General features: G+C 71.9%; 19 protein-coding genes and 2 pseudogenes. 14 read left to right on the top strand and 7 right to left on the bottom strand.

From position 1 onward, the window contains the following. Window positions 1–85 precede the first annotated feature (85 nt). Entirely contained in the window at window positions 86–1,189 is a 1,104-nt protein-coding gene (locus NS184_RS08415) for a fatty acid desaturase family protein (protein ID WP_058725674.1), read from the bottom strand. A 217-nt stretch (window positions 1,190–1,406) separates the two neighbouring features. Between NS184_RS08415 and NS184_RS08420 the strand changes: the two genes are divergently transcribed. After that, complete coding sequence (locus NS184_RS08420; protein WP_152998136.1) at window positions 1,407–1,706, top strand: hypothetical protein; 300 nt, start codon at window positions 1,407–1,409, stop codon at window positions 1,704–1,706. A 110-nt stretch (window positions 1,707–1,816) separates the two neighbouring features. Here the strand turns inward: NS184_RS08420 and NS184_RS08425 are convergent, their stop codons facing one another. Then, a complete protein-coding gene (locus tag NS184_RS08425; RefSeq protein ID WP_058725676.1) occupies window positions 1,817–2,353 on the bottom strand; it encodes an AAA family ATPase in 537 nt (178 codons plus the stop codon). A gap of 41 nt (window positions 2,354–2,394) precedes the next feature. Between NS184_RS08425 and NS184_RS18570 the strand changes: the two are divergent. Beyond that, a pseudogene (locus NS184_RS18570) lies at window positions 2,395–2,490 on the top strand (DivIVA domain-containing protein); the annotation flags it as partial. 45 nt (window positions 2,491–2,535) lie between these two features. Next, window positions 2,536–2,646, top strand: a pseudogene (locus NS184_RS18575) (DivIVA domain-containing protein); the annotation flags it as partial. 145 nt (window positions 2,647–2,791) lie between these two features. Here NS184_RS18575 and NS184_RS08435 read toward each other — a convergent pair. Then, window positions 2,792–3,760 (bottom strand): glycoside hydrolase family 16 protein, encoded by a 969-nt coding sequence (locus tag NS184_RS08435; protein ID WP_058725678.1) that lies wholly within the window; start codon window positions 3,758–3,760, stop codon window positions 2,792–2,794. A gap of 283 nt (window positions 3,761–4,043) precedes the next feature. On the opposite strand from NS184_RS08435, the gene NS184_RS08440 reads away from it, so the two are divergent. Beyond that, entirely contained in the window at window positions 4,044–4,832 is a 789-nt protein-coding gene (locus tag NS184_RS08440) for an SDR family NAD(P)-dependent oxidoreductase (protein ID WP_058725679.1), read from the top strand. A 161-nt stretch (window positions 4,833–4,993) separates the two neighbouring features. On the opposite strand, the gene NS184_RS08445 is transcribed toward NS184_RS08440, so the two are convergent. Next, entirely contained in the window at window positions 4,994–5,530 is a 537-nt protein-coding gene (locus tag NS184_RS08445) for a DUF6611 family protein (RefSeq protein WP_058725680.1), read from the bottom strand. A 215-nt stretch (window positions 5,531–5,745) separates the two neighbouring features. Between NS184_RS08445 and NS184_RS08450 the strand changes: the two genes are divergently transcribed. From NS184_RS08450 to NS184_RS08490, 9 genes are all read left to right on the top strand, one after another. Further along, window positions 5,746–6,774 carry a LacI family DNA-binding transcriptional regulator gene (locus NS184_RS08450; protein ID WP_058725681.1) on the top strand — a complete coding sequence of 343 codons (1,029 nt, stop codon included), beginning with the start codon at window positions 5,746–5,748 and terminating at the stop codon, window positions 6,772–6,774. A 114-nt stretch (window positions 6,775–6,888) separates the two neighbouring features. Then, a complete protein-coding gene (locus tag NS184_RS08455) occupies window positions 6,889–8,187 on the top strand; it encodes an ABC transporter substrate-binding protein (protein ID WP_058725682.1) in 1,299 nt (432 codons plus the stop codon). A 15-nt stretch (window positions 8,188–8,202) separates the two neighbouring features. Then, complete coding sequence (locus NS184_RS08460) at window positions 8,203–9,159, top strand: carbohydrate ABC transporter permease (RefSeq protein WP_058725683.1); 957 nt, start codon at window positions 8,203–8,205, stop codon at window positions 9,157–9,159. Further along, window positions 9,156–10,100, top strand: a complete 945-nt coding sequence (locus NS184_RS08465; RefSeq protein ID WP_206556271.1) for an ABC transporter permease subunit — start codon at window positions 9,156–9,158, stop codon at window positions 10,098–10,100. Before NS184_RS08460 ends, NS184_RS08465 begins: the two co-directional genes overlap by 4 nt. Next, window positions 10,100–11,197 carry a hypothetical protein gene (locus tag NS184_RS08470; protein WP_058725684.1) on the top strand — a complete coding sequence of 366 codons (1,098 nt, stop codon included), beginning with the start codon at window positions 10,100–10,102 and terminating at the stop codon, window positions 11,195–11,197. The genes NS184_RS08465 and NS184_RS08470 overlap by 1 nt, the downstream gene beginning before the upstream one ends. After that, window positions 11,194–12,267, top strand: a complete 1,074-nt coding sequence (locus NS184_RS08475; protein ID WP_058725685.1) for a glycoside hydrolase family 130 protein — start codon at window positions 11,194–11,196, stop codon at window positions 12,265–12,267. Before NS184_RS08470 ends, NS184_RS08475 begins: the two co-directional genes overlap by 4 nt. 32 nt (window positions 12,268–12,299) lie before the next feature. Then, on the top strand, window positions 12,300–14,399 hold the full coding sequence (locus NS184_RS08480; protein WP_058725686.1) for a hypothetical protein: 2,100 nt from the start codon (window positions 12,300–12,302) through the stop codon (window positions 14,397–14,399). A 48-nt stretch (window positions 14,400–14,447) separates the two neighbouring features. Then, a complete protein-coding gene (locus NS184_RS18705) occupies window positions 14,448–14,744 on the top strand; it encodes a hypothetical protein (RefSeq protein WP_058725687.1) in 297 nt (98 codons plus the stop codon). Further along, complete coding sequence (locus tag NS184_RS08490) at window positions 14,741–15,271, top strand: GNAT family N-acetyltransferase (protein WP_058725688.1); 531 nt, start codon at window positions 14,741–14,743, stop codon at window positions 15,269–15,271. Before NS184_RS18705 ends, NS184_RS08490 begins: the two co-directional genes overlap by 4 nt. A 174-nt stretch (window positions 15,272–15,445) precedes the next feature. Here NS184_RS08490 and NS184_RS08495 read toward each other — a convergent pair whose 3' ends face one another. After that, on the bottom strand, window positions 15,446–16,393 hold the full coding sequence (locus NS184_RS08495) for an SDR family oxidoreductase (protein ID WP_058725689.1): 948 nt from the start codon (window positions 16,391–16,393) through the stop codon (window positions 15,446–15,448). 106 nt (window positions 16,394–16,499) lie between these two features. Between NS184_RS08495 and NS184_RS08500 the strand changes: the two genes are divergently transcribed. Further along, entirely contained in the window at window positions 16,500–17,345 is an 846-nt protein-coding gene (locus NS184_RS08500; RefSeq protein ID WP_058725690.1) for a helix-turn-helix transcriptional regulator, read from the top strand. 69 nt (window positions 17,346–17,414) lie between these two features. Here the strand turns inward: NS184_RS08500 and NS184_RS08505 are convergent, their stop codons facing one another. Continuing rightward, on the bottom strand, window positions 17,415–18,725 hold the full coding sequence (locus tag NS184_RS08505) for a PP2C family protein-serine/threonine phosphatase (protein WP_152998137.1): 1,311 nt from the start codon (window positions 18,723–18,725) through the stop codon (window positions 17,415–17,417). A 255-nt stretch (window positions 18,726–18,980) separates the two neighbouring features. Then, window positions 18,981–20,483, bottom strand: coding sequence for an alpha-N-arabinofuranosidase (locus tag NS184_RS08510; RefSeq protein ID WP_058725692.1), 1,503 nt, complete (start codon window positions 20,481–20,483; stop codon window positions 18,981–18,983). Window positions 20,484–20,616 lie beyond the last annotated feature (133 nt).

A 20,616-nucleotide genomic window follows, 5' to 3' on the forward strand; every position in this document is an offset into this window, starting at 1 on the left:
CGTGCGCCCAGCTCGCCCGGGTGGGAGCCGGCCCGCCGTGCCCGACCCGCCGTGCCCACCCCGCCGCGCCGCGCCTCGCCTCGCCTCAGTGGAGGCGCAGCGACGTCACCATCGGGCAGGCGAAGGGGTCGCGTGCGGCGAGTCCGACCCGGTTGAGGTACGCCACCACGATCCCGTACGACCGCAGCAGCGTCGTCTCCGTGTAAGGGATCCCGAGCGTGCGGCAGTGTGCCTGCACGAGCGGCTTCGCCCGTCGGAGGTTCGGCCGCGCCATGCTCGGGAAGAGGTGGTGCTCGGCCTGGTGGTTGAGCCCGCCGAGCAGGTGGTCCACCCACCGTCCGCCGACGATGTTCCGAGAGGTCCGCACCTGGCGTGAGAAGAAGTCGATGCGCGCGTTCTCGGCGATGACCGGCATGCCCTTGTGGTTCGGCGCGAACGAGGCGCCCATCATCACGCCGAACACCGCGACCTGCACGCCGATGAACGCGAAGCCGATGCCGATCGGCAGGAACGCGAACACGGCCCAGAAGTACAGCCCGAAGCGGGCGAGGAGGAGCACACCCTCCACCGCTCGGCCGCGCGAGGTGCCCTTGACGTGCTCGCCGGTGACGACGGCACGGATGGACAACCAGTGCAGGTTGAGCCCCTCCATCGTCAGCAGCGGGAAGAACGCCCAACCCTGCACCCGGGTCAGCAGTCGCAGGAGCCCGGTGCGCTTCGCGGCGTCCTCCTCGATGAACGACACCGTGTCCTGCGCGATGTCCGGGTCCTTCCCGATGGTGTTCGGGTTGCCGTGGTGCCGCGTGTGCTTGTTCATCCACCACGAGTAGGACATGCCGACGAGGAAGACCCCGACGAACCGTCCGGCGTGGTCGTTCCAGCGGTTCGAAGCGAAGATCTGCCGGTGCGCCGCCTCGTGCGACAGGAACGCGAACTGCGTGAAGACCACACCGAGGACCCCGGCCGGGATGAGTGCGAACCAGCTGTGGCCGACGAACGCGGTCACGACGAAGGCGACCGCACCGACGGCGACGAGGACGGAGAACACCGTCCAGTAGAAGCCGGTCCGGCGTTGGAGCAGACCGGCGTCCTTCACCTGCTGCAGGAGGTCCTTGTAGGTGGAGGTCCCGGAGCGTGCCCCCGCCGGTCGCGGCGAGGTCGGGCGGTACAGGGTGGACGAAGTGGCCATGTGGGCTGCTTCCGTCAGGAACAGCCCTTCGGCCGAACAGTGGGTTCCCGCGTGCGCGGTTCCGGCAACCGTAGGGCTTCTACCCGTACGTCCGCAGAGAGTTGCGCGTACTGTCCGGAAAGAGTCGGTCCAGCTGTACCGGCTCCGGATGGGGGTCGCCTCCTTCTGTCCGGAACACTCGTCCGCGCGTGCTCACCCCGCCACCGCAGCACGGATCATGAAGAACATCGTCTACGGCCTCACGGCCGTCCTGACCACGGACGAAGCGGCCGACGCGGTCCTCGACTACGCCGCAGCGCTCGCACACGCCGGACTCACGGACGTGATCGCGGTCCCGACGGTGGACCCGTTCGGCACGGAGACCACGACGTCGTTCCTGCTCGCCCCGGCCCTGGGGATCCTGGTCGAGGACGCACCGGACGATCCGCTGGGCCCGGACACGATTGCGTTCGTGTCCGAGATCACGTGGCGGACGCAGGCGGTGCGCTCCGCACCGCCGCACCTGCCGCCGGCCTGACGGACCTGCGCGTCGCACCCTCGCGGGGCGCGCGGGTGATCGCCGACCACCCACCGGCCTGGAGGCACGGGTCGGCCCCGCACCGTGCCTCCAGGCCGGTGGTCAGCGCGTCAGCGCGCCGGCTCCCCGGCCAGCACGGCTGACGCGATGCGATCCGCCGCCGCGGCGGGGCCGATCGTGGTCGTGTCGACGACCTCACCCTCGGCGTGCAGCCAGGTGCGCGCTGCCTCCGCGTAGCGGTCCACGTACTCGAGGCGGAACGTCGACGGCCCGACGACCTCGTCGTGCAGGATGCGGTGCCGGAGCGTGTCCGGGTCCGTGTGCAGCACGAAGTGCCGGACCGGGATGCCGTGCTCCGCGAGTCCGTCGCTGATCTCCCGCCAGTAGCCCTCGACGAGCACCGTCATCGGCATCACGAGCGTGCCGCCGGCGAAGTCGAGCACCCGGCGCGCGGTCTCCACGACGAGGGGCCGCCACGGGTCCCAGTCCTGGAAGTTGCCGGTCCACGGCAGGCTCGGCGAGACGTCCATCAGCGTCTCCCCCACCTTCTCGGCGTCGAGCACCCGCGCGTCCGGGAGCCGTTCCTGCACCAGGCGACTCGTCGTCGTCTTCCCCACACCGTGCGTCCCGTTCACCCAGACGATCATGCGCGGACTGTAGCGTGTGGGCATCGACGATCGGGGGGACGATGCTCGCAGGGGACGTCGCGGCCAAGCGGTTCGCGCCGACGAAGTGGCGTGAGGGGTACGACCAGCAGCAGGTCGACGACTTCCTCGCGCGGGTGCAGGCGACACTGGCGGAGTACGAGCGTGGGCGGCCCGCGGATCCACTGACCGCGGATGACGTCGTGGCGTCGCGGTTCCAGCCGACGCGGTTCCGTGCCGGCTACGCGCAGGACGAGGTCGACGACTTCCTCGACGAGGTCGCCCTGGAGCTCCGCGGGCACGAGGCACGGTGGGGCGGCCACAGCTGACGCGTCGGGGCACACGAGAGCGGCACGGTGCGTCGCCGCACCGTGCCGCTCGTCGGGTCAGCCCGTCAGGTTGTCAGACCGTCGTGTGGTCTGTCGCTCAGGGCTGCGGGGTTCAATCGCTCGTCGACACCCAGTCGATGAGCAGGTTGCCGCTGGCACCCCAGTTGCCGGTCTGGAACATGAACCGGTGCGGGGTGGTCGGGACGTCGTGCGTGACCGTTCCGATGACCTTGCCGTCGACCTTGTAGGTGACCGACTTGCCCGGGTCCCAGTCCACCGTGTAGGTGTGCCAGTCGCGCCACGAGACGCCCGTGGGGATCTGGACGCGCTCGGCTTCCTGCCCCGGGGTCATCGAGTGGTGGAACGCCATCGGCTCGGCCTCGAAGTTGCCCTCGGGGAAGTCGATCTCGCCGTCGGCCCAGCGGTTCGAGGTCGGCCACAACATGAAGGCCGCGCCGTTGCCGTCGCCGCCGGTCGCCTTCGCACGGACCGAGAACGAGCCGCCGACGTGGTCGTACGCGCCGGTCTTCGTGCCGAAGGTGCCGGCCGTGCCCGCGCCGCCGAGGCGGGCGTCGAGGACGCCGTCGTGCACGGTCACGGTCTGGCTCGGAGCGTAGATGCCGGACGTGCCGTCCGGGTACGGCTGCCACGCCTGCTGGTACAGGTTCGCGACGTTGCCGAGCGCTGCCGACACGTCGAAGTCCTCGACGAACGAGGCCTGCGGGGGCGTCGCGCCGCTCGGGTCATCCGCCTGTGCACCCGCGAATGCCTGTTCGGTCGGCTCGTCGCTCGGTGTCGCGGTCGGGGTCGACTCCTCGATCGGTTCGCCGGTGGGCGTCGCGTCGGGGGTCGGGGTCACGTCGTCGGACGGCGTGGTGTCGTCGGACGGCGTGCCGTCCGACGGTGCGGGCGTCGCGTCGTCGCTGGGAGCCGTGTCGTCCGACGGCGACGCGGTCGGGGTGGGGGTCGGGTGCCAGTGGTGGTGCCAGCCCCACCAGGGACTCGCGGTGGCAGCCGTCGGGATGCCGATGATGAGCGCGGCGGCGGCGGTCGTCGCGATGACGACGTTCCGGCGCTTCACCGGGCACTCCGTCCGTCGGCGGACAGGGGTGTTCTTCGCGCGCGGAAGCGCGTGGTCGAGACAGAGATGTCGAGCTCCTCGGAGGGTTCGGGATCAGGGGCGCAGGACGCGAGACGGACGCGGCGAGCGGTGGTGCCGGGCAGTGCTGTGGGGCGCTGTGGGGTGCTGTGGTGCTGCGCTCGGTGATGCGTCCTCGAACATTGTGCCTCATGTGTGCCCCGTTCGGGGGGTATTGATGACCCCTCACCACCCGGTGCGTGATCCGGCGAGTACCACTGACTCCATGACACCTCCCCGGGACCCCTTCCGCGGCCGCCGTGCCGTCGTCACCGGAGCGAGCGGCGGCATCGGCCGTTCGCTCGCCCTGCAGCTCGCGGACGCGGGTGCGGACCTCGTGCTCGTGGCCCGGTCGCGGGACGCACTCGACGCCGTCGCCGACGAGGTCCGGACGCGCGGCACGACCGCCACGGTGGTCGTCGCCGACCTCGCCACGACCGACGGCGTGGCGCAGGTGGTGCGGACGCTCGACGGGTCCCGGATCGACGTCCTCGTGGCGAACGCCGGGGTCGGCGCCCACGGTCCGTTCGTCGACGAGTCGCCCGGGCGCACGGCCACGCAGATCGCCCTGAACTGCGCCGCCGTCACCGCCCTCACGCACGCGTTCCTGCCCGGCATGCTCGCCCGCGGGGTCGGCGGGGTGATGACGGTCGCGTCGACGGCATCGTTCCAACCGACGCCGGGGATGGCGGTCTACGGCGCGACGAAGGCCTTCGTCCTGTCGTTCACCGAGGCCCTGTGGCAGGAGACCCGCGGACGCGGGGTCCGGGTGCTCGCACTCTGCCCTGGCCCGACCTCGACAGGCTTCTTCGACGCGGCGGGCGCCGGCGACGGGGTGATGGAGCGCGGACGGCAGACACCCGACGAGGTCGCCGCTGTCGGGCTCCGCGCTTTCGCCCGCGCCGGTGGCCCCACCGTGGTGTCCGGTACGGCCAACCGGGTCACGGCGAACGCGCACCGGTTCGTACCGCGCGGCCTGATGGCCCGGCTGTCGGCTCTGGTGACGGCCGGCTGAGCGCGGCAGTCGTCGGGCGCGGGTGGAGCCTCCGTCGCCCGTCGGTCGCGCGTCGGGCGATGGGCAACGGTCGACGGTCGACGAGTGTCAGTCGTAGCCGAGGATCACCGACTCGTCGTCGGCCTGGACGGGCGCACCGTCCGTCGGGTCGGGGCCGGCGGTCATGCCCGACCCCGTCGGGGCACCTCTGGCAGGGTGTTCCACACGTCCGCCCAGAGCAGCTCGAACTCGACCGCGCTGATCCGTCCCGTCAGCGCCGCCCGTTCGGAGACGAGCAGCGCATCGAGCAGACCCGCGAGCAGCCGAGCGTCCCCGTGTCCCCTGGGACGACCGCCGCCGTGGAAGGTGGTCACCGTGAGTGTCCGGACCGAGGGCCGCGTCCGCCGCGTCGCTCGCCGGAGGGCGAGGAATCCGGTGCCGTACAGCGCGACCGCCGCGAGGATCCCGCACAGCGCGGAACCGTTCAGCGCAGCCATCACGCACAGTGCCGGCAGCGCGCCGACCACACCCCAGACGTGCAGGGCACGGAGCAGGAAGCGCTCGCGGGGACTCGTGCCCGGCGGGAAGACCACGAGCGTGCGGGAGCTCCACAGGGTGCGCCCGGCGGGCTGGACGGTCTCGCGGCCCCACACGTGCAGGTGGGGGTGGCGGTGGCGCAGCGTGGCGAGCGGGAGCAGTGGCTTCGTGGACGGGTGCACCCCCGTACCGTGCACCCGCGGGCCTCGGCGGCGCAGCGCTCCTGACGGCCTCCTCACGTCGCGAGACCGGATCCTCACGCGCCGCTCATCGGTCGCGCGACGGCGAGGCAGAGCGTCGGGGTTGCGATCGGTGCGGACTCCGGGTATACCTAAACCGGTTCAATGAAACCGGTTCAAACGATCCGGTCCGACGCAGCGCGGCGAGGAGGCCCACGATGGAACGACGACCCACCATCGTCGACGTCGCGCGACAGGCCGGCGTCTCGAAGGGCCTCGTCTCCCTGGCGCTCAACGACCGACCGGGCGTGAACCAGGCGACGAAGGAGCGCATCCAGGCCGCCGCTGCCGAGGTCGGCTGGCGCCCGAACCCCGCCGCCCGCAGCCTGACGAGCCGCCGCGCGTACGCCCTCGGGCTCGTCGTGAAACGGGATCCGCGGATCATCGAGACCGACCCGTTCTTCGCCGCGTTCATCGCCGGCCTCGAGGCCGTCCTCGCGGACCGTGGGCAGGTCCTCGTCCTCAGCGTGGTGCCCGACCCTGCTGCCGAGGAGCGCGCCTACCGGTCCCTCGCCGCCGACGGCCGCGTCGACGGGTTCATCCTGACCGACCTCCTGCGCCGCGACCGCCGGATCGCGCTGCTCGCCGAGCTCGGGGTGCGGGGCGTGACACTCGGTGAGCCGGACGTCCCGACGACCCTGCCGGCCGTCCGCCGCGAGTACGAGCACGGCATCGACGAACTCGTCCGGTACCTCGCGGGCCTCGGGCACGAGCGGATCGCACACGTCGCCGGCAACGAAGACATGCTGCACGGCCGCGCACGACGCGAGCAGTTCGAGCGCGTCGCCGCCGAGCTCGCGGTCGACGGTCGGGTGGTCCCGACGGACTTCTCCCCCGAGCAGGGCGCGGAGGCGACGAGGACCCTCCTGGCGCTCGGCGACGACGTCCGCCCCACCGCGATCGTCTACGGGAACGACCCGATGGCCGTCGCCGGCATGGCGGTCGCCCAGGGCGCCGGTCTGCGGATCCCGGACGACCTGTCCGTCACCGGACTCGACGGCTCCCAGATCGGGCAGTACGTCTACCCGGCGCTCACCACGCTGGACAACGACCCGGTCGAGTGGGGACGCGTCGTCGCGTCCACCCTGCTCGACCTCGTCGACGGCAACGACCCCGTCGACCGCACCCTCACCCCCGCACGGCTCATCGTGCGCGACTCGACGGGCGCGCCCGCACCCCGGCCCTGACGCCGGACCCGACACCGCCGGACCGGACGCGTCCGCACCCGGCAGCGCCGGGTCGGACACCACCGCCGGACACGGCACCACACAGCACACCCGACCACCGACGAAGGAGTCACCATGCAACGGCGCATGCTCGCCATCGGGACCGCGATCGCCGCGGCCACCGCACTCGCCCTGACCGGATGCTCCGGCGGGGGCAGCGCGTCGAACAGCGACGCGATGAAGGCCAAGGGCCCGATCACGATCTGGTACTCGAACAACGAACAAGAGGTCCAGTGGGGCAAGGCCGCAGTTGCCTCCTGGAACGCGGACCACCCGGACCAGCAGGTCAAAGGCCAGGAGGTCCCGGCCGGCAAGAGCACCGAGGAGGTCATCGGCGCCGCCATCACCGCGGGCACGACGCCCTGCCTGGTGTTCAACAACCTGCCGGCGGCGACGGGTCAGTTCCAGAAGCAGGGCGGCCTGGTCGACCTGTCGAAGTTCAGCGGCGCGGACGCCTACATCGAGGCCCGCTCCGGCGACACCGCGGACCAGTACAGGTCGTCGGACGGCGACTTCTACCAGATGCCGTGGAAGTCGAACCCGGTGATGATCTTCTACAACAAGGAGATCTTCGGGAAGGCCGGGCTCGACACCGAGGACCCGAAGCTCAGCACCTACGACGACTTCCTCGCCGCCGCGGCGAAGATCAAGGCGTCGGGCGCCGCGCCGTACGCGATCTACCCGACCCCGACGAGCGAGTTCTTCCAGCCGAACTTCGACTACCTGCCGCTCTACGCCGCTGCGACCGGCGGCAAGGGCATGGCGACGAAGGACGGCAAGGCGACCTTCGACACGCAGGCCGGCCGCGACGTCGCCGAGTTCTGGAAGACCGTCTACGCGAAGGGCTACGCGGGCACCGAGCAGCTGCAGGGCGACGCCTTCGCCACCGGCAAGGCCGCGATGGCGATCGTCGGCCCGTGGGCGATCGCGTCCTACAAGGGCAAGGTCGACTGGGGCAGCGTGCCCGTCCCGACGAAGGACGGCGTCGCCGCCGACCAGACCTGGACCTTCCCGGACGCCAAGAACGTCGGCATGTACTCGTCCTGCAAGAACCAGGGCACCGCGTGGGACTTCCTGAAGTACGCCACGAGCAAGGACCAGGACCAGAAGCTCCTCGAGACGACCGGCCAGATGCCGATCCGGAAGGACCTCGCGACCACGTACGCGGACTACTTCTCGCAGAACCCCGCCTACAAGGAGTTCGGCTCGCAGGCGGCACGCACGGTCGACGACCCGGCCGGCGCGAACACGATCGCCGCGCTCCAGGGCTTCCGTGACTTCTACACGAAGGCCGTCATCTCCGGGCAGGGGAACCTCGACTCGCAGCTGAAGGCCGCCGCGTCGAAGTTCACCCAGCAGATGCAGCAGCAGTAGGACGGGAGGCCCGGCTTGACCACGCAGACCGCGTCACGTGCGCGCGGGGTCACGCCGGGCAGCCCGACGGGCGGCGGCCGGAAGCCGCTGCACGTCCGACTGCTCGGCAAGAACCCCCTGGGGTGGCTCTTCAGTGCCCCCTACCTGGTGTTCGTCATCGCGATCTTCGCCTACCCGGTGTGCTTCGCGGTGTACATGTCCTTCAAGGACTACTTCTTCGCCGCTCCCGGTGTGAACGTCGACCGCCCCTGGGTCGGACTGCAGAACTACGTGCAGGTCTTCCAGGACCCGCAGGTGCTGCAGTCGTTCCGGAACGTCGGCGTCTTCCTCGTCATCAACGTGCCGCTGACCGTCGTGCTCGCCCTCGTGCTCGCGTCGGCGCTCAACGGTGCGGTCCGCTGGTCGACGTTCTTCCGGGTGAGCTACTACGTGCCGTACGTCACCGCGAGCGTCGCGGTCGTCGGTGTCTGGTTGTTCCTGTTCAGCCAGGGCGGCGTCGTGAACAGCGTCCTCGGGCCGCTCGCCCCGAGCCCGTCGTGGCTCAGCAACTCGGCGCTCGCGATGCCGATGATCGCGGTCTTCGTGACGTGGAAGCAGCTCGGGTTCTACATCCTGCTGTACCTCGCGGCGCTGCAGAACGTGCCGAAGGAGCTCTACGAGTCGGCGTCCACCGACGGCGCGGGCAAGATCCGGCAGTTCTTCTCGGTGACCGTCCCGGGCGTCCGTCCCGCCACGGTGCTCGTGCTCCTGCTCAGTACCGTGACCGGCGCGAACCTCTTCACCGAGCCGTACCTGCTGACCGGCGGCGGCGGCCCGAACGGCGCGTCCACGAGCCCCGTGCTGCTCATCTACCAGCAGGGCATCCAGCAGGGCCACCCCGGGTACGCGGCGGCCATCGGCATCGTCCTGATGATCGGCGTCCTGATCATCGCGTTCCTGCAGAACAGGTTCGCAGGAGGGAGGGAATCATGACCGAGGCGACCATCCCCCAGGCCGCAGCCGAGTCGACGGAGACGACCCGTGCCTCCCGGCAGGACACACCGAGGCGGCGGCGACCACGCCGCGTGGACGGGGTGCAGCTGACCCGTGGCCAGGCCGCTCTGCGCTTCGTCGTGCTGCTCGCCGGTGCGCTGCTCTTCCTGTTCCCGTTCTGGTACATGGTGATCGGCTCGCTCCAGCGCGAGCCGGACACCTCCGTGGCCGGTGCGTTCCCGAACCCCGCGAACATCGACCTGCACAACTACGCGCAGATCGACTCCCGCGTGGACCTGCTGCAGGGCCTCGTGAACTCGGGCATCTTCACCGCCGGGGTCGTGCTCTGCACGGTCGTGTTCGGCGTCCTCGCCGGGTACGCGCTGTCGGTGCTGCAGTGGAAGGGCCGCGGCGTGACCTTCGCGCTCGCGCTGCTCGTGCAGGTCGTGCCGTTCCAGCTGCTGATGATCCCGCTGTACGTCCTCATCGCCCGCGACTACGGCCTGAGCGACAACTACCTCGGCATGATCCTGCCGTTCGCGATCAACTCCGCTGCGGTGGTGATCTTCCGGCAGTACTTCCTGCAGGTGCCGCAGGAGATCTTCGACGCCGCCCGCATCGACGGCGCCGGCGAGCTCCGGGTGCTCTGGAGCGTCGCGCTGCCCCTCATCCGACCGGCGCTCGTCACCGTCGTGCTGGTCACGTTCATCGGGCCGTGGAACGAGTTCCTCTGGCCGTTCCTCATCACGAAGGAAGCCTCCATGCAACCCCTCGCCGTCTCGCTGGCGAACTACATCTCGAACGTCGCGTCCTCGACCGCGAACCCGTACGGCGCGATCCTCGCCGGCGCGGTGGTGCTCGCGGCCCCGGTCGTCGTGCTGTTCATCGTGTTCCAGCGGTGGTTCATCGCGACCGACATCGGGTCGGGGGTGAAGGGCTGATGCCGGCACTCACCACCGACCTGCTCGCCGAGGAGTACCAGCGGGCGCTCCGACACACGAACGCGCTGACCGACCGCATCTCGACGGACGACTTCTCGGCGCACTACGCCGACCCACCGGCCTGGATGATCGGGCCGTTCCGACGCGAGCCGTCGCTCACCTTCACGGCGCCGGAGTGGACCGATCCGACCGGCATCGGCTGGACGGCGTCGTCGGTCTTCAACCCCACCCTCGCGGTCGCGCCCGACGCGCGCGGCACCGTGGTCGCGGTGGACCCCGGGACCGGCCTGGAGGCCCCACACGCCCTCCACCTCGTCTACCGGGCGTCCCCGGTGAAGGAGTCGACGTCGTCCCGGATCGGGCACGCGGTCCTGACCGCGGACGGCTGGGTCGACGACGGCGCTCCGATCCTCTGGCCCACGGAGGCGAACGAGGGACTCGGCGTCGAGGACCCCAAGCTCTACCGCGCCGAGGGGCGCTGGTGGTGCTACTACAACGCGATCTGGGACACCCGTGGCTCCGAGCTGCGGGAGGCACACCAGGACGCCGGGGACGTCGGCTGCGACATCGCCCTCGCGGTCTCCGACGACCTCGTGCACTGGGAGAAGACCGGCGTCGTCGTGCCCCACGAGGTCTCGCACCTCTGGGCGAAGGGCGCGGTCATCCCGCGCGACGACCGCGGCAACGCCGTCCGGATCGGCGGCGAGTACCTCATGTACGTGTCCGAGGGGTGCGGCGGGCGGCTCACGGTGGGCCACTCGGACGACATGCTCCACTGGACCTTCACGCACGAGGACTACCTCGACGTCAGCGCGCTCGGCCAGCACGTCCACGAGGTCGCCTGCGCCGTGGTCGACGGTGACCGCCTCGTCCTCGACTTCTTCCTCGCCGACCACGACGGCGCGTTCGCGGCCGGGCAGGCGCTGTACGACGTCGACGCCCCGTTCACGCAGCTCGACGTGCACGCCGGCGGTTCCCTCGCCTGGGGCGGACTGCTGCGCTGGCCGACGCCGGACGGCCCGCGGGTGTTCGCCCAGGGCTGGGACGCACCGCGCGGCAGCCGTGAGCTGTACCTCTACGAGGAGGTGCCGGCATGACCCGTACCGTGACCGCCGACGAGTTCCCGTACACCCTCGAGCGAGTCGGTCTCGTGATGGAGCCACTGGCTGACGACCCGCTCGAGGCCGAGGGCGTCCTCAACCCGGGCAGCGGGTACGGGCCGGACGGTGCGCTCTACCTGCTCCCCCGGCTCGTGGCGGACGGCAACGTCTCGCGCATCGGCATCGCCCGGGTCGTCGTCGAGGGCGGCGTCCCGACCGGTGTCGAACGACAGGGTGTCGTGCTCGAGCCCGAGCGGTCGTGGGAGGTCGGCGCGGTGAACGCCGGCGTCGAGGACCCGCGGACCACCTGGGTGCCGGCGCTCGACCTGCACGTGATGACCTACGTGGCGTACGGACCGCTCGGGCCGCACACCGCCGTCGCCGTGTCGAGCGACCTCCGGTCCTGGCAGCGCCTCGGACCGGTGCGCTTCGGGTACGACGACGCGCTCGACGTCGACCTCGCGATGTACTTCAACAAGGACTGCGTGTTCCTGCCGGAGCCCGTCACGGCCCCGGACGGCACCGAGAGCCTCGCGGTGCTGCACCGGCCGGGCTGGGACCTGTCCGAGATCCGGCCGTCCGAGGGGCTGCACCCGCCGGGCTGGGTCGAGGACACCCGGCCGTCGATCTGGATCTCGTTCGTGCCGCTCGACCGGGTCCGCGCCGACGTCGGGGCCCTCGCCGAGTGGCGCGGACACCGGGTGCTCGCCGGGCCGACGGAGGCGTGGGAGGAGCTCAAGATCGGCGCCGGACCCGCCCCGGTCCGCGTGCCCGAAGGGTGGCTCCTGCTCCACCACGGCGTGACGGGCGAGCTGGTCGGCTCGCTCGCGCAGCAGCAGCACGTGAACTACGCCGCCGGGGGCATGATCCTCGACGCCGAACGCCCGTGGGAGGTGCTCGTCCGGACGGCCGAGCCGCTCATGACCGCGGACACCGACGACGAACGGTCCGGCATCGTGCCGAACGTCGTGTTCCCCACCGCCGTCGAGGAGATCGACGGCGTCCACCACGTCTTCTACGGCATGGCGGACTCCAAGATCGGCGTCGCGCGACTCGTGCGGCGCTGATCGTCCCTGCCCACCTCGAACGAGGAGATGCAATGGTGCATCGCACCCTCCTGGCCGCGCTCGTCGCGGCCACCACCGCCACGGCGACCCTCGTCGCCGCCCCGGCCCAGGCGACCACCCCGGACGCCGCGACCGGCACGGCGGGCGCGAGCAGCGCCTCCCGGCCGGTCACGAACCTCGACCACCTCGACTTCCTGCTCGACGACGTCCCGCTGCCGGACGTCCCCGAGCACAGCACGTACCAGCAGGCGCAGGACCCGACCGCGACCGCGCCGTGGGTCTACGCGGACCGGAACGCGGACGGCACCTACCGCCGCGTCGGCGGCGGCACCCTCGACCCCGCGACCGGACACTGGGGACAGGGCGCGTTCGACGCCGACGACATCAGCCGGGCCGCCGTCGTGTACGTCCGCGACTGGCAGCAGAACGGCACGCCGTCGAGCGAGGAGCACGCCCGGGGACTCCTGCGCTCACTCACGTACCTGCAGACCGACAGCGGGCCGGACGCCGGCAACGTCGTGCTGTGGCAGCAGACCGACGGCACGCTGAACACCTCGCCGACGCCGCCGGACTCGCCGAACCCCTCCGACTCCGCGGACTCGTTCTGGGTCGGCCGCACCGTCTGGGCCCTCGGCGAGGCGTACCCGGCGTTCCGGCGCACCGACCCCGGTTTCGCTCGGTTCCTGCAGGACCGCCTCCGGCTGTCGCTCGGCGCGCTCGAACGGCAGTCGCTCGCGTCGTACGGCGAGTACGACACCGTGAACGGGTCGCGCGTGCCCTCCTGGCTGATCGCCGACTCCACGAGCGCCACCGCCGAGGCCGTCCTCGGGCTCAGCGCGTACGTCCGTGCCGTCCCGGGTGACCGGCAGGCGCGGACCGTCCTCCAGCAGGAGACGACCGGCATCGCGGCCATGCAGCGCGGCGACACGCGCACCTGGCCGTTCGGCGCGGTCCTGCCCTCGGCGACCTCGCAGTCGACCTGGAACGCGTGGGGCGGGACGGCACCTGCGGCGCTCGCGACGGCGGCTGCCGTCCTGCACCGCTCGGACTGGCAGCGGGACGCCCGGCGAGAGACCGCGCAGTTCGCCGCCGAGGTGCTGGCCTCCGGTGGCCCGGACAACGGGTGGACGCCGACACCGTTCGACCGCACGCAGATCGCGTACGGCGCCGACTCGCTCGTGCAGTCGTTCCTCGCCGTGGGCGGAGCGGGACAGGACCGCCTCGCCGCGATCGCTGCGGGGTGGTACTTCGGCGCGAACCCGGCCGGGGTCCCGGTGTACGACCGACAGTCCGGCACCTGCGTCGACGGCATCGCCGCGGACGGCACCGTGAACCGGGGCTGCGGCGCCGAGTCCGCGATCCACACGGCACTGTCGATGCTCGCGCTCGACGCCCACCCCGCCGTGCGTGCCGCGGCCGAGACGGTGACGTCCCGGACCGACGTCGACGGCATCACGACCGTCGAGGCCGAGGGCGGAGCGCTGTCCGGTGGCGAGGGCGGGCGCGCGCCGTCCGTCGTCCGCCCGGATGCGGCGTGGACCGGGTCGGCGAACTGGTCCGGCCAGGCGTACGTGCACGCGCCCGCCGGGTCGACGGTCACGATCACCGTGCCCGCGCTCAGGCAGGACACCCTGCTGTACCCGGTCGTGTCGCAGGCTTCCGGTCCGGCGGGACGCACGGACTGGACGGTGCGCGGAGCAGACGGTCGGACCCGGTCACTCGGATCCACCCCGAACGGTGGCGCAGGGGCGCAGGGCACGGCGCCGACGTCGTCGTTGCTGCACCCGCTGACCCTCGCGCGCACCGCTCCGGCGGGCACGACGACGATCACGGCGACCGTCCGCGGCGGGTCGGCGGACATCGACGCGGTGCTCGTCCGGCCGGCGGTGTCACACCTCGGGCTCGGATCCGGCGCTGGGTCGGCGGCTCGCGCCGCGGCCGGTGCACCGCCGTCGGACCTGTTCGTGAACGGGACGACCTCGGCACGATCGACCACCGCGACCTTCGAGCGGCGCTCGTCAGTGTCGGTGTACGACCACTCCGGTCGGCTCGTCCGGACACTGCGGGTCGGCCCCGGCGCCCAGCGGGTGCCGCTCGCTCCGGCCGGCTTCACGGTGGTCGCTCCGCGCTGACGCCAGCGCGCCTCGTGCCGTGCGCGCGTGCCCCGCTACCGTGGGGGCATGCGCGCACGGCTCCGTCACCACGCACCCGCCCTCGTGCTGCTGTTGCTCGCCGGGGTCGCCGTCGTGGTCGCGGTGCTGGCGGAGACGCTGGCATGGCCCGTCGCTCCGGCCTTCCCCGCCCTGCACAGCGGCAGCTACTCGTACGTCGCGGGGTCCGACGCTTTCCGGACGGCGCTCGCCGCACGGGCGATCGCGTGGGCAGCCGCCGCGCTCGTCGTCCCGCTGCTCATCGCCGCTCTGCTGGCCGCGGTCGTCCGCGGCCGTCCCGGTCACCGAGGGGCGGCTCGTCCGTGATCGTCATCCGACCGTGGGTGCCCGACGACGCTGACGCACTGGTCGCCGCGCGCGCCTCGACCGACGACCTCGACACGCAGTTCGCTCCGCTGCCCGACGCCGGCGCCGCTGCGCGCTTCATCGAGACCGTGCTCGTGTCGGAGGCCGGCCGGCAGCACTGGGCGATCGTGGTGGACGGTGTCGCGGTCGGCAACGTCGGGCTCACCGCGATCGAGCGACGGCACGACACCGCGTGGGTGTCCTACTGGCTCGCGCGCTCCGCTCGTGGGCTCGGTACCGCGACCCAAGCGGTGGCGACCGTCGCAGATCGGGCCTTCCGCGACGGGCTGTTCCGGCTGGAACTCGGGCACCGCGTGAACAACCCGGCGTCGTGCCGGGTCGCGACCGCTGCCGGGTTCCGCGCCGAGGGCATCGAGCGGGCGAAGCTCCGGTACGGGTCCGAGCGGTTCGACGTCGAGACGCACGCGCGGTTGGCGACCGATCCGGCGCCCGAGGTCGAGCTGCTGCCGGTCGACGCCCCGGCGTGAACCCCGGCTCGCGGGCGCGCGCGGGCGGCGAGCGCCGCGTGCGCGGTGCCCGCGCCCGCGAGGCCACGTGACCGCGTCGAACCACGAACCCGACGTCGAACCGACCCGAGCCCGTGGTTCGACGTCGTCCCCGTGGTTCGACGCCCTGCCGCTGACTGGACCTCGCCGCACCGCTCAGGCGAACCGCGCGCCCGTCAACCGGAGCGACTCGTCCCACACCCGGCGGGCCTCGGCCCCGTCGGCGAGTGACGGCCACGGGTCGATCCAGCCCGCCGGTCCGCCGACGCCGAGCCGCCATGTCGGTCCCGCGAACCGCCCTGCCCCCGCCGGGTCGGTCGCGGCGAGGAGGGCCGGGTACGCGGCCGTCTCGGGGGTGCCGGCGATCCACCCCCGCGCGGAGAGCCAGCGGATGAGCCGGACCTGCGGCGTGTCCGCGCTCCGGCCCATCTCCGGTCGTGCGGCGAGCAGGCTCGTCGGTGCGACGCCGGGATGGCTGACCGCTGTGGTGATGCCCCAGCCCGAGGTCTCGCTCAACCGTCCGAGTTCCAGGGCGAACAGCGCCGGCGCGATCTTCGACTGGCCGTAGGCCCGCATGGCGTCGTAGGAGCGTTCGGACTGCAGGTCGTCCCACCGCATGCGGGCTCGGCGCGCGGCGATGCTCGTCTGGACCACCACCCGGGCGCCGTCACGGCCCTCCGCTCCGCGCAGCAGCGGGAACAACGCGGCGACGAGGGCGACGTGCCCGAGGTGGTTCGTGCCGAACTGCAGCTCGAAGCCGTCCGCAGTGGTCTGCCGCGAGGGCGGGGTCATCACGCCGGCGTTGGCCACCAGGATGTCGATCGGCCGACCGTCCCGCACGAGCCGTTCCCCGAGCGCCGACACCGACGCCAGGGACGAGAGGTCGAGGGACTCGGCCTCGAGCCGGGCCCCCGGGTGCTCGGCGCGGATGCGGTCCTGCACGGCAGCGACCTTGTCGGCGTTCCGCGCGGGCATGACGACCTCGGCGCCCGCCGCGGCGAGGTGGGCGGCGATCCGCACGCCGATGCCGTCACTGGCGCCGGTGACGAGGGCGCGACGGCCGGTGAGGTCGGGGATGGTCGGTGCGTCGATGGTCCGTGGCATGGTGTGTCCTCCTGGTCGTTGCCCCGATCCTGGCCGGACGCCCGTCCCGCAACCACGGCCTGACGATCCGTGGCTGAGCGGACCCCGGGTGCGAGAGGATCGCCCCATGATCGACCGAACCGGACTCGCCGACTTCCTGCGGAGTCGTCGCGCCGCACTCCAGCCCGAGGACGTCGGCCTGCCACGAGGGGTGCGACGTCGCACGAGCGGACTCCGGCGCGAGGAGGCGGCGCTCCTCAGCAACATGTCCGCGGACTACTACGCGCGGTTGGAACGGGAACGCGGCCCGCAGCCCTCGGACCAGATGCTCGCGTCGATCGCCCAGGGGCTCCGGCTCTCCCTCGACGAGCGCGACCACCTCTTCCGCTTGGCCGGGCACGAGCCGCCCCCACGGGGTGCCGGGTCGGACCACGTGGCACCGGGCATCATGCGCATCCTCGACCGGCTCGTGGACACGCCCGCCGAGATCGTCACGGAGCTCGGGGAGACGCTCCGGCAGACGCCGCTCGCCGCCGCGCTGGTCGGGGATGCCTCGCTCCGCACGGGCCACGCGCGGAGCATCGGGTACCGCTGGTTCACCGACCCGTCGGCTCGGGCGCTGCACCCGGAGGAGGAACACGACTTCCTCTCGCGCATGTACGCCTCCGGTCTGCGGTACGTGCTCGCGCGACGCGGGCCGGGCTCACGGGCGGCCGCCCTCGCCGAGGACCTGCTCGCGCGGAGCGACGAGTTCCGCGAGCTGTGGGCGCGGCACGAGGTCGGCATCCGGCCGTCCGAGGAGAAGCACTACGTCCACCCGGAAGTCGGTCCGCTCACCCTGCAGTGCCAGGTCCTGCAGGACGCCGACCGCGCCCAGCACCTGCTCGTGTACACGGCCGAGCCCGGCAGCGAGAGCGCTGACCGCCTCCGGCTCCTGTCGGTCATCGGGTCGACCGGTCCGACCGTCCCCTGATCCGGCGACTGTCCGGAGCGGTCCGGAGGCACGACCCGGCCAGGCGCGGATCGCACGGCTCCGGGACGGTCACGCCTTCGAGGCGCCACCCCACGTCACGGCGACGACCGTCACGTCGTCGGCGCGGTCGCCGCGCTCGGCCAGCGCCGTGACGTCGGACACGAGACGATCGACGTCCTCGCGGGCATCGACGAACGCCTGCCACCGGTCGAGCGACGCGAGGTCGCCGCCGAACAGGTCGAGCACCCCGTCGCTGACGCTGATGACACTGTCGCCGGGCTGGAGGTCCGTCTCGACGCTGGTCCACCCCGAGCCGACCCCGAGCGGCAGGTGTGCGGAGCGGAGGAACTCGCTGCCACCCGCAGCCCGCCGGACCAGGGTCAGCCCGTGGCCGGCGTCCACCCAACGGAGGGAACCGTCGAGGCTGATCCGCCCGTGGAAGCACGTCGTGAACTGCGCGCTGACCATGTCCACGGAACCGGTGCTCAGGCCGGCGGAGGTCGACCGGAACGCGAGCGCGGGGTCCGGCTCCCCGAGGCTGCTCCGGATGACGGCCCGGACCGCTGCGGCGATCATGCCGGCACCGACACCCTTGCCCATCACGTCGCCGAGCGTGAAGCCCATGCCGCCGTCGGGTGTCGGGTACCAGTCGTAGAAGTCCCCGCCGACGGAGCGGGCCGGGACGCAGGTGCCCGCCACACGGATCGCCGACGGGAGTCCGTTGCCGTCGACGGGCTGCAGGGAGCGCTGCACGATGGCCGCCTGGGAGACCTCGGCCTCGGCGACCCGGCGCGAACGCTGGGCGGCGGTGAGCTGGAGGAGGGATCGCCGTGAGAGTTCGTTCACGACGGCCGCGGCCGCTCCGAAGGTGACGACCACGATCACGAGTCGCACGCCCTCGCTCGCCGGGAACACCCGTCCGGGGGCGAGGAGCAGGGGCAGGAGGAGGGTGACGACCGTGCCGATCAGGGGAACGGCCACGCGCCAGCGCCCGTGGCCGGCGGCGATCCAGATCACCGGCAGGATGATGATCGCCAGGAACACCGAGCGCGATTCCCCGGTGCCGAAACGCAGCAGGCCGATCGCCACGAAGTCGAGCAGGGGCACCAGGATCTCGACGCGGGCCAGGCGCGTCGACCGGGCCATGAGCGCCGTGAGGCCGAGGAGCACGACCGCGAGACCCGCGCCGGTCCACATCGCCGTGGCGTCCGTCACCGTCAGCCACATCGGCAGCAGGGTGCTCGCGGCGGCGGCCCCGACGATGAGTGCGGTCACGAGGGCCTGCTTCGCGAGCGGTTCCCACGCGGCCCGCAGCCCGGACAGCACGATGGGACCCGTGTCGGTCGCCCGGACGGTCCGACGGGGTGGTGCCTGCGTCATCCCGCTCCTGTCGACGGCGCTGTCGTCCCGGTGACGGACGACGTTCCCGCACACCACACTAGCCCGCCGACACGTGTCGAGCACGCTGACCGCATCGCCGGCCCCTGGTGCACGTGACCGGTCCGACGGAGACGAGCCGCGCCTCCAGGCCGTCCGCGCATCGCACCGCACACGGCAGCGGGTGCCGACCCGCTCTCGCGACCCGGCACCCGCTGTGCTCACTCGACGCTCGCCGCGGCGCGCGCCGAGGCGTCCTCAACCGATCGAGACGGCCGTCCAGGAGACGGGCGGCAGTTCGATCGTGATCGTGTCGCCCTCGCGGCGGACGGTCTCGTTGGTGCGGAGGCCGACGCGCTCGGTGTCCGCGAGGTCGTTGACGAGGTGCACGTCGTCCTCCCAGATGCCCTCGGCGCGGACCTCGCCGTCCGCGCCGACCCCGGCGAGGTCGATCGTGACGGTGGTCGACTCGGTCTGGTGGCGGTTCACGAGGAACACCGCCGCCCTGCCGTCCTCGATGGTCGCGGCGGAGTCCACGACCGGGACCTCGCCGTACTTGCCCCCGTCGACCGTGTCGCCCGAGGCCTTGACCTGGAGCGAGGTGCCGTTCGCGAGCCTCGACGTGAGCGAGAACGGGAAGAACGTCGTCTGGCGCCAGGCCGGGCCGCCGGGCTCGGTCATGATCGGGCCGATCACGTTGACGAGCTGCGCGAGGCTCGCCGACGCCACGCGGTCGGCGTGGCGGAGCAGCGAGATGAGGAGCCCACCGACGACGACGGCGTCCGCGACGGTGTAGACGTCCTCGAGCAGGCGTGGCGCGACGGGCCAGTCCTGCAGCTCGAAGGTCTTCTGCTGCTCGTTCCACTTGCTGATCGACCAGACGTTCCACTCGTCGAACGAGATGTCGATGCGCTTGTCCGACTTCTTGTGCGCCTTGACGTGGTCCGCCGCGGTGGTGACGGTGTCGATGAAGTGGTCCATGTTGACGCCCGAGGCGAGGAACGAGGACATGTCGCCGTCCTCCTCGTAGTAGGCGTGCGCCGAGATGTAGTCGACGTCGTCGTAGGTGTGCTCGAGGACCGTGCGCTCCCACTCGCCGAACGTCGGCATCGAGGCGCCGGACGACCCGCAGGCGACCAGCTCGAGGTCGGGCTGGATCTGTCGCATGGCCTTCGCGGTCATCGCGGCGAGCTTGCCGTAGTCGTCCGCGTTCTTGTGGCCGAGCTGCCAGGGGCCGTCCATCTCGTTGCCGAGGCACCACATCTTGATCGCGAAGGGCTCCTGGCGGCCGTTCGAGCGGCGGTACTCGCTGAGCGCGGTGCCGGCGTCGATGTTCGCGTACTCGAGCAGCTCGATGGCCTCCTGCGTACCGCGCGTGCCGAGGTTCACGGCGAGCATGAGCTCCGAGTCGACCTGGTCGAGCCAGTGCTGGAACTCGTGCAGGCCGACCTCGTTCGTCTCGGTGGAGTGCCACGCGAGGTCGAGACGACGGGGACGCTGCTCGACCGGGCCGACGCCGTCCTCCCACTTGTAGCCGGAGACGAAGTTTCCGCCCGGGTAGCGGATCGCGGACACGTTCAGTTCCTTGACGAGCTCGATCACGTCCTTGCGGAAGCCGTGCTCGTCGGCGGTCTCGTGCGCCGGCTCGTGGATGCCGTCGTAGACGTGCCGTCCGAGGTGCTCGACGAACCCGCCGAACAGGCGACGGCGCACCGGCCCCACGGTGAACGCGGCGTCGAGGACGAGGTGTGTGCGGGGCATGGATCTCCTTCGATCGTCGTGCATCGGGGTGACACGAAAGTGAGCGCTCACCCGCCGTCAACGCTAGCCGGTCCCGGGCAAGGACGAAAGGGGTGGTGCTCCGGCGTGTCCGGCGCTAATGTGAGCGCTCACG

Origin of the sequence: Curtobacterium luteum, assembly GCF_001475545.1 — a bacterium.
Classification (GTDB): Bacteria; Actinomycetota; Actinomycetes; order Actinomycetales; family Microbacteriaceae; genus Curtobacterium; species Curtobacterium luteum_A.

What these genes read in the sequence shown, in the direction of transcription:
- NS184_RS08415 (WP_058725674.1), bottom strand. Translation starts at nt 1,189, where the DNA reads ATGGCCACTTCGTCCACCCTGTACCGCCCGACCTCGCCGCGACCGGCG.
- NS184_RS08420 (WP_152998136.1), top strand. Translation starts at nt 1,407, where the DNA reads ATGAAGAACATCGTCTACGGCCTCACGGCCGTCCTGACCACGGACGAA.
- NS184_RS08425 (WP_058725676.1), bottom strand. Translation starts at nt 2,353, where the DNA reads ATGATCGTCTGGGTGAACGGGACGCACGGTGTGGGGAAGACGACGACG.
- NS184_RS08440 (WP_058725679.1), top strand. Translation starts at nt 4,044, where the DNA reads ATGACACCTCCCCGGGACCCCTTCCGCGGCCGCCGTGCCGTCGTCACC.
- NS184_RS08450 (WP_058725681.1), top strand. Translation starts at nt 5,746, where the DNA reads ATGGAACGACGACCCACCATCGTCGACGTCGCGCGACAGGCCGGCGTC.
- NS184_RS08455 (WP_058725682.1), top strand. Translation starts at nt 6,889, where the DNA reads ATGCAACGGCGCATGCTCGCCATCGGGACCGCGATCGCCGCGGCCACC.
- NS184_RS08465 (WP_206556271.1), top strand. Translation starts at nt 9,156, where the DNA reads ATGACCGAGGCGACCATCCCCCAGGCCGCAGCCGAGTCGACGGAGACG.
- NS184_RS08470 (WP_058725684.1), top strand. Translation starts at nt 10,100, where the DNA reads ATGCCGGCACTCACCACCGACCTGCTCGCCGAGGAGTACCAGCGGGCG.
- NS184_RS08475 (WP_058725685.1), top strand. Translation starts at nt 11,194, where the DNA reads ATGACCCGTACCGTGACCGCCGACGAGTTCCCGTACACCCTCGAGCGA.
- NS184_RS08480 (WP_058725686.1), top strand. Translation starts at nt 12,300, where the DNA reads ATGGTGCATCGCACCCTCCTGGCCGCGCTCGTCGCGGCCACCACCGCC.
- NS184_RS18705 (WP_058725687.1), top strand. Translation starts at nt 14,448, where the DNA reads ATGCGCGCACGGCTCCGTCACCACGCACCCGCCCTCGTGCTGCTGTTG.
- NS184_RS08495 (WP_058725689.1), bottom strand. Translation starts at nt 16,393, where the DNA reads ATGCCACGGACCATCGACGCACCGACCATCCCCGACCTCACCGGCCGT.
- NS184_RS08500 (WP_058725690.1), top strand. Translation starts at nt 16,500, where the DNA reads ATGATCGACCGAACCGGACTCGCCGACTTCCTGCGGAGTCGTCGCGCC.
- NS184_RS08505 (WP_152998137.1), bottom strand. Translation starts at nt 18,725, where the DNA reads ATGACGCAGGCACCACCCCGTCGGACCGTCCGGGCGACCGACACGGGT.
- NS184_RS08510 (WP_058725692.1), bottom strand. Translation starts at nt 20,483, where the DNA reads ATGCCCCGCACACACCTCGTCCTCGACGCCGCGTTCACCGTGGGGCCG.